This window comes from Acinetobacter sp. UBA5934 (assembly GCF_002430855.1).
Lineage (GTDB): Bacteria > Pseudomonadota > Gammaproteobacteria > Pseudomonadales > Moraxellaceae > Acinetobacter.
In genome coordinates, this window is the sequence record NZ_DJDC01000183.1 from 1 (window position 1) to 6,109 (window position 6,109).

At 38.5% G+C, this 6,109-nt stretch carries 6 protein-coding genes; 2 read left to right on the top strand and 4 right to left on the bottom strand.

The genetic code is table 11. The annotated features are described in order from the left end of the window. From B2Y23_RS13260 to B2Y23_RS13270, 3 genes are all read right to left on the bottom strand, one after another. The coding region (locus tag B2Y23_RS13260; RefSeq protein ID WP_291371323.1) for an Hsp70 family protein at nucleotides 1-988 on the bottom strand (988 nt) is incomplete at its 3' end. A 122-nt stretch (nucleotides 989-1,110) separates the two neighbouring features. Next, nucleotides 1,111-1,659 carry a nucleotide exchange factor GrpE gene (gene grpE, locus B2Y23_RS13265; RefSeq protein WP_291357385.1) on the bottom strand — a complete coding sequence of 183 codons (549 nt, stop codon included), beginning with the start codon at nucleotides 1,657-1,659 and terminating at the stop codon, nucleotides 1,111-1,113. Nucleotides 1,660-2,651: 992 nt separating this feature from the next. Continuing rightward, nucleotides 2,652-3,158 carry a hypothetical protein gene (locus tag B2Y23_RS13270; protein ID WP_291371325.1) on the bottom strand — a complete coding sequence of 169 codons (507 nt, stop codon included), beginning with the start codon at nucleotides 3,156-3,158 and terminating at the stop codon, nucleotides 2,652-2,654. Nucleotides 3,159-3,361: 203 nt separating this feature from the next. On the opposite strand from B2Y23_RS13270, the gene B2Y23_RS13275 reads away from it, so the two are divergent. Continuing rightward, nucleotides 3,362-4,432 (top strand): alpha/beta hydrolase, encoded by a 1,071-nt coding sequence (locus tag B2Y23_RS13275; protein WP_291357381.1) that lies wholly within the window; start codon nucleotides 3,362-3,364, stop codon nucleotides 4,430-4,432. A 56-nt stretch (nucleotides 4,433-4,488) separates the two neighbouring features. Here B2Y23_RS13275 and B2Y23_RS13280 read toward each other — a convergent pair whose 3' ends face one another. Further along, the gene (locus tag B2Y23_RS13280; RefSeq protein ID WP_291357379.1) at nucleotides 4,489-5,157 is read right to left on the bottom strand and encodes an acetoacetate decarboxylase family protein; all 669 of its coding nucleotides are present in this window, start codon (nucleotides 5,155-5,157) and stop codon (nucleotides 4,489-4,491) included. A 102-nt stretch (nucleotides 5,158-5,259) separates the two neighbouring features. On the opposite strand from B2Y23_RS13280, the gene B2Y23_RS13285 reads away from it, so the two are divergent. After that, nucleotides 5,260-5,829: a peptidylprolyl isomerase gene (locus B2Y23_RS13285; protein ID WP_291357377.1), complete on the top strand. Its 570-nt coding sequence runs from the start codon at nucleotides 5,260-5,262 to the stop codon at nucleotides 5,827-5,829. The last annotated feature ends 280 nt before the right edge of the window (nucleotides 5,830-6,109 follow it).

The following is a 6,109-nucleotide window of genomic DNA, read 5'->3' on the forward strand; positions in this document are numbered from 1 at the left end:
TCGAAAGACCAGCATCTTTAAGAGCAATCTTACAAGGTTCGATAGTACGAGCAACTAAATCAGCAACTAAACCTTCAAGTTTTGCACGAGTTACGTTGATCACTAAGTGTTTAGGACCAGTTGCATCTGCAGTGATATATGGAAGGTTAATTTCAGTAGCATTCGATGAAGAAAGCTCGATTTTTGCTTTTTCCGCTGCTTCTTTCAAACGTTGTAATGCAAGTGGATCTTGTTTCAAGTTCACGCTTTGTTCTTTCTTGAATTCTTCAACCAGGAATTCAATTAACGCGTTATCGAAGTCTTCACCACCTAGGAAAGTATCACCGTTTGTAGACAATACTTCGATTTGCTGGTCGCCGTCCAAGTCCGCAATTTCGATGATTGATACGTCGAAAGTACCACCACCCAAGTCATAGACTGCAACTTTACGGTCGCCTTCTTTTTTATCCATACCGAACGCAAGAGCTGCAGCAGTTGGTTCGTTGATGATACGTTTAACGTCCAAACCGGCAATTTTACCTGCATCTTTAGTGGCTTGACGTTGTGCATCGTTGAAGTAAGCAGGAACAGTAATTACCGCTTCAGTAACTGTTTCACCCAAATAATCTTCTGCAGTTTTTTTCATCTTTTTCAAAATTTCAGCAGAGATTTGTTGTGGTGCAAGTTTCTTGTCGTTGACATCAACCCAAGCATCGCCATTGTCAGCTTGAATGATTTTGTAAGGAACCAGACCGATATCTTTTTGTACCGCTTGGTCTTGGTACTTACGTCCGATTAAACGTTTGATCGCGAATAAAGTGTTTTTAGGGTTGGTTACTGCCTGACGCTTTGCAGATTGACCTACCAGAATTTCACCATCTTTATAAGCAATAATAGATGGAGTTGTACGAGCGCCTTCAGCGTTGTCGATGACTTTAACTTTGTCGCCTTCAAGTACGGCAACACAAGAGTTTGTTGTACCTAAGTCAATACCAATGATTTTAGCCATTTGGATGCTTCCTCAAAATTATTTTTTGCAATGTTTTTGCTTGTTATCCGATATGAGAGCCATTCAAAATTTTTCAAGTTGTTTAGATGAAAAAAATAGAAAAACTCTCGAATTTCTTTACCTTATTGACCTACAAGGACCATTGCTGGACGCAGTAAACGGCCTGAAAGGGTATAACCTTTTTGCAATACCGTACCGATTTCACCTGCTTTGACATCCGGTGCAATACCAACTGCCTGATGTAAATCTGCATTGAAACCGTTGTTCATATTGACTTCTACAACGTTAAATTTTTCCAGTGTATTGAGCAGTGATTTTAAGGTCAGCTCCACACCTTCAAGTAATGGAGACTCAATCCCGCCTGCAGCTTGGATGGCACGCTCTAAATTATCGACAGAGTCGAGTAATTCTTTTGCAAATTTCTCAATTACTGTTTCTTTATGCTTTTCAGCATCACGTTGAATACGTTCTACGCTTTTTTGTGCTTCATAGACCGCATTGGCTGTACGTGCTTTTTCCAGTTTTAAACTTTCTTCCAATTTGGTGATTTGAGCTTGTAAATCTTCAACTGAAACTTCGGTTTGCTCTGTTTCAGCTTGAGATTCTGCTGCTTGTTGCTCAGCTTGCTCTTGCCCTAGATCTTGAGCGTCTTGATTTTGCTCAGTTGCCATAGATTTACTCCGTTTAAATGGGTTTTTAAACATGTCAGTCCTTTTGGCCTCAGTGCTAACTGCGTTAATCCTGAACTGCCATGAGTGATAATATTCATGATTAATACAGAGTTCGGGGCAGACGATAAAAATTCAAGCGAGACAAGCAATTAAATCTGTTTAATTTGATTAAAAAAGATTAAAAATCCCGGTTTTTTAATTTTGAACTTAGAAATAGCTCATGAGCTGTGAATGAATTATGAGTAAATTGATAGCGCGAAATATTATTAAGCTGATATTGGTAAAAATATAAGTAATAGTAAATATTTAACTAGCATACGAAAGTTTAACGCACCGATTGCTGTTCAGGCTAAAAGCAATCTTAAAATTAAAACTTAGACTTAAAAACGATCAATATTGAATGAAATATATATTTCACAAAAAATCAGCAAGTGGTTATTATTTCACCCAGATTCTATCGCTGTAGTTTCTTTTGGTATTTAAGAAATGTGTTTTCTAGGCTTATCCAACCTCTGGATAAGCTTTTTTTTTGCTTGAAATTTGGCAAATTGTGCAGGAATCGAATGTATGGAATCTATTTAACAAAATTTTAACCCATCAATTCCTTCTAAATAATTAAAAAATAAATCCTATTCTTAGTTTTTATACATTGCTTCAAGAGGAGTTCAACTCAGGCGTAGCTAGGGGATGGGGTATCCTCATGCAGATCCTTGAGTTCACGCAGGTGTCGCTCCATCTCGTTTTGCTTCCCAAGATTCGTAACTACTTCATAATCATAGCGCCATAGCGAATGGATGAGATGCTTTAAATGCAGAGATAAGTTTTAAAACTGAGAATTGAGCATAGATGATCATCAGAACTCTTCTATCATTTATTTGAACGATCTCGCAAAGTTTAACTATTCGGTCCTAAGCCGGATTATTTTGATTCAATAAAAAATGCCCTTTAAAAAAGGGCATTAAATTAACGAAAATGAAGGGGCTTGAAAGAAATCAGTGATCACGATGCTGACGTTCTCGCTGATCTCTATCGCGATGACCATCATCGCCGCGTCTTTCTTGCATTTTATCGCGCTGTCTCAGCTCTATCTTCTTACGCAGCTGTTCTACGCGTTGGCGTTCAAGTTCCCGCTTTTTTCGCTCCCAATTGGACTGGTTATTTCGATTCTGTTCAGCAATTCTTTTACGTTGTTCTAATTGATGTTGCTGTTCACGTTTTTTACGTTCCCACTCGGATTGTTTTTGGCGGTTCTGTTGCCATTGACGTCGCTCAAGCTCCCGTTTTTTACGTTCTAACTCTAAGCGGTTTTGGCGCTGTTGATATTCCCAACGTTGACGATCCTGTTCACGTGCATATCGATAGTCATAACCTGAACCATAATTTCGGTCATAGCGATCGTCATAACGTCCATCGTAATAAGCGCCATCTTCAGGAAATGCGACACACCCCACAGCTAAAAATGTCGTCGCTAATGACAGTATGATCAGTCTTTTAGCCATAACGTTTATCCTTCTTGTTGTAAGGAGTAGCAAAAACACTCCGAAATATACATGGAAATTGTCAATGACAAGGTATAAAAAGAAGATTAGCGTATGAATGTTTTTACTGTGTATACAGATGATTAGACTTATATAAGAGTATGGTCAAGCATTGGCTGATCATGTAGAAAATGTGAAGATTAAAATAAAAGGAAGGTGCAATAATGGTTGCTTTTAGTCGAACTTTACAGACCGTATTAGAAAAAGGCCAAGGTGCAGCTGCACGTACTTTGGATCGATTGCCGAGTTTTGCACAAAAATCTTTAGTTAAAATTTTAAGATATCCGCATCAATACCCTGAACTTGATCCTTTAATCCAATGCATGATGGCTGCCCAGTTAAGACGCGGTAATAATGGTTTTGTCAGTGAAGATATTATCCAAGCCCGAAAAACCTTTGATTTGCAAATGCAAGCTATTAAAGGCAAACCTACCCCGGTAAAACAGGTAGAAGATCTGCGCTTACCCTTACATAGCGGGACCATCTTCGCGCGGCATTATCATCCTGCACCGACTAAAAAGTTACCCATGGTGGTGTATTTTCATGGCGGTGGGTTTGTTGTAGGCAGTCTAGATTCGCATGATGAAGTCTGCCGGCTACTTGCCGTGCATGCGAAAGTACAGGTTTTAAGTATTGACTATCCTTTAGCACCTGAAGCAAGCCCGAGTAAACTGATTCAAACTTGTGAAGATGCCTTGGCATGGGTACATCAAAACAGAAGGCAGCTTAAAATCTTGAAAAATAGAATTTCAGTGGCTGGCGATAGTGCGGGAGGCAATATCAGCACGGTAGTCGCGCAACGCAGCGCTCATAAAGTGTATGCACCACAAGCGCAATTGCTGCTCTATCCGGCAGTCGATTTTAAAAGCCGTCATCCATCCTTCTATGCTTATAATGAAGGACTGGTTTTAACCAGTAAAGATGTGGATTTTGTGACTCACTATTATGCAAATACCCATCAGATCGAACTGGATGATCCGCTGATTTCCCCGACTTATGGTAAGCATGACAAATTACCGCCTACCTTTGTAGTGACTGCGGGTCATGATGTATTACATGATGAAGGGGAGATTTATGCCCATAAATTACGTCATCGCGGTGTAAAGGTGCATTATCAAGAATATACCGATCAAGCCCACGGTTTTGTCAATCTAACGCCAGTTTCTTACCGTGCTAAAAAGTATGTGATTGAAATCAGTAAAAGCTACAGAAAGTTTTGGGATAAGCATGCTTAGTTTTTTTAAGCTTAGTCTTGAGCTTTATTTAAGGTGTTTCACGTGAAACACCTTTTTTATTTTTTCTCAATTTTGGCTTTAGGTAAGATCAGGCTAAATTCTGGAACATAAAAACTATGTAAATAGCGGGCTTGAGAAAAATCGGGGAAGATAGCTTGGGTGTTTTTCCAGCTGGCTTGTTTTAATTTGCTCAGCTTACCGCGAAATTGTGGAGTGAATTGATAACGTAAACCTTGCCAGGCTTGCTGGATGTTAAGCAGTCGTGCCGGTAAATGATGGCTATTCACATAAAAAGTTTGACTATGTTTATATTTCTGCAAGCACACACTCATTTCTTGCTGGTCAAAGCGGATATTGCAATGCACCATATCATCATGGATCAGCCATTCAAATTGGGCCAGCTGTTTTGGAATTCCCCAAAAATGTTGTCCATTTACCATAGAAGCTTCGGTAGAAACATAAATTTTAGGAATGGAAGATAAACGTCTTTTACTGATTAAAGGATGGTCCAAAATCAGTAATTCATCATAAGGGCCCACAGGAGAATCGTGATAACGAACCAGCATCACCTGTACTACGCGACCAATCGGAGAAGGAGCAATATAAAAAGTACGATGCTGTGCAATAAATTTAGGGGTTAACCAGTAATTCAAAATAAAAGCATCACCATGCAAATGCCAAGGTGGATAAAGGGAAAAAGTAGTTGTGTTTAATTCTTCACTCATTGTAATACTCGTTTTATATCAAAAAGAGAAGCTGTTATATTTATATTGAAAGATTAATATATAGACATTCACAATTACAACTTGAAGTAGAAGAGTAAAGAAATGTTAAAACAAACCTTATTTGCTATCAGTGCTGCATGCATGAGTGTGCAGGCGATGGCTGCAAATACTTTAGTAGAAATGAAAACCTCTATGGGGAATATTGAAATAGAGCTATTTAATGATAAAGCGCCTATTTCAGCAAAAAACTTTGAAGACTATATAAAGGATAACTTTTATAACGGCACTGTTTTTCACCGGGTGATTCCTGGCTTTATGATTCAGGGTGGGGGAATGGATGGCAACATGGTAGAGAAACAGACCAAGGCACCCATCCAGAATGAATCGTATAATGGATTGAAGAATACGCGTGGCACTTTGGCCATGGCACGAACCAACAATCCTAATTCTGCAACCAGTCAATTCTTCATTAATACCGTAGACAACGACTTTTTAAATAAAAGCCAGATGAATGCCGGTTACACAGTATTTGGTAAAGTGACTAAAGGTATGGATGTGGTAGATAAAATCACGCAGGTACCGACAGCAAACTTTGGAATGCATCAAAATGTACCAAAGCAAGCCGTGAAAATTGTCAGTGTGAGCATTAAAGCAGCAGCTGAGAAAAAGTAAGTAAAAATAAAGCAGAAATATTTTAATCATATTTTTGCTTTAAAATTATGTATTTATATTTAAATCAGAATAAAAATGAACCAAAATGGTGCATAAAAATAAAACAGTCAATAAGACAATCAGTTAAAAACACTTGCACGTGTAAGAAATTGCCCTATAATGAGCTCATCCCGACGCGATACAGCAAACGAACTTAGCTGAACAGGTTAAGTTGTTAGATGTGTATTGCGTTATATTTTCTACTGACGAGGTAGAAAATAGATCATTAAGAGATTATGAA

What these genes read in the sequence shown, in the direction of transcription:
- grpE (WP_291357385.1), bottom strand. Translation starts at nt 1,659, where the DNA reads ATGGCAACTGAGCAAAATCAAGACGCTCAAGATCTAGGGCAAGAGCAA.
- B2Y23_RS13270 (WP_291371325.1), bottom strand. Translation starts at nt 3,158, where the DNA reads ATGGCTAAAAGACTGATCATACTGTCATTAGCGACGACATTTTTAGCT.
- B2Y23_RS13275 (WP_291357381.1), top strand. Translation starts at nt 3,362, where the DNA reads ATGGTTGCTTTTAGTCGAACTTTACAGACCGTATTAGAAAAAGGCCAA.
- B2Y23_RS13280 (WP_291357379.1), bottom strand. Translation starts at nt 5,157, where the DNA reads ATGAGTGAAGAATTAAACACAACTACTTTTTCCCTTTATCCACCTTGG.
- B2Y23_RS13285 (WP_291357377.1), top strand. Translation starts at nt 5,260, where the DNA reads ATGTTAAAACAAACCTTATTTGCTATCAGTGCTGCATGCATGAGTGTG.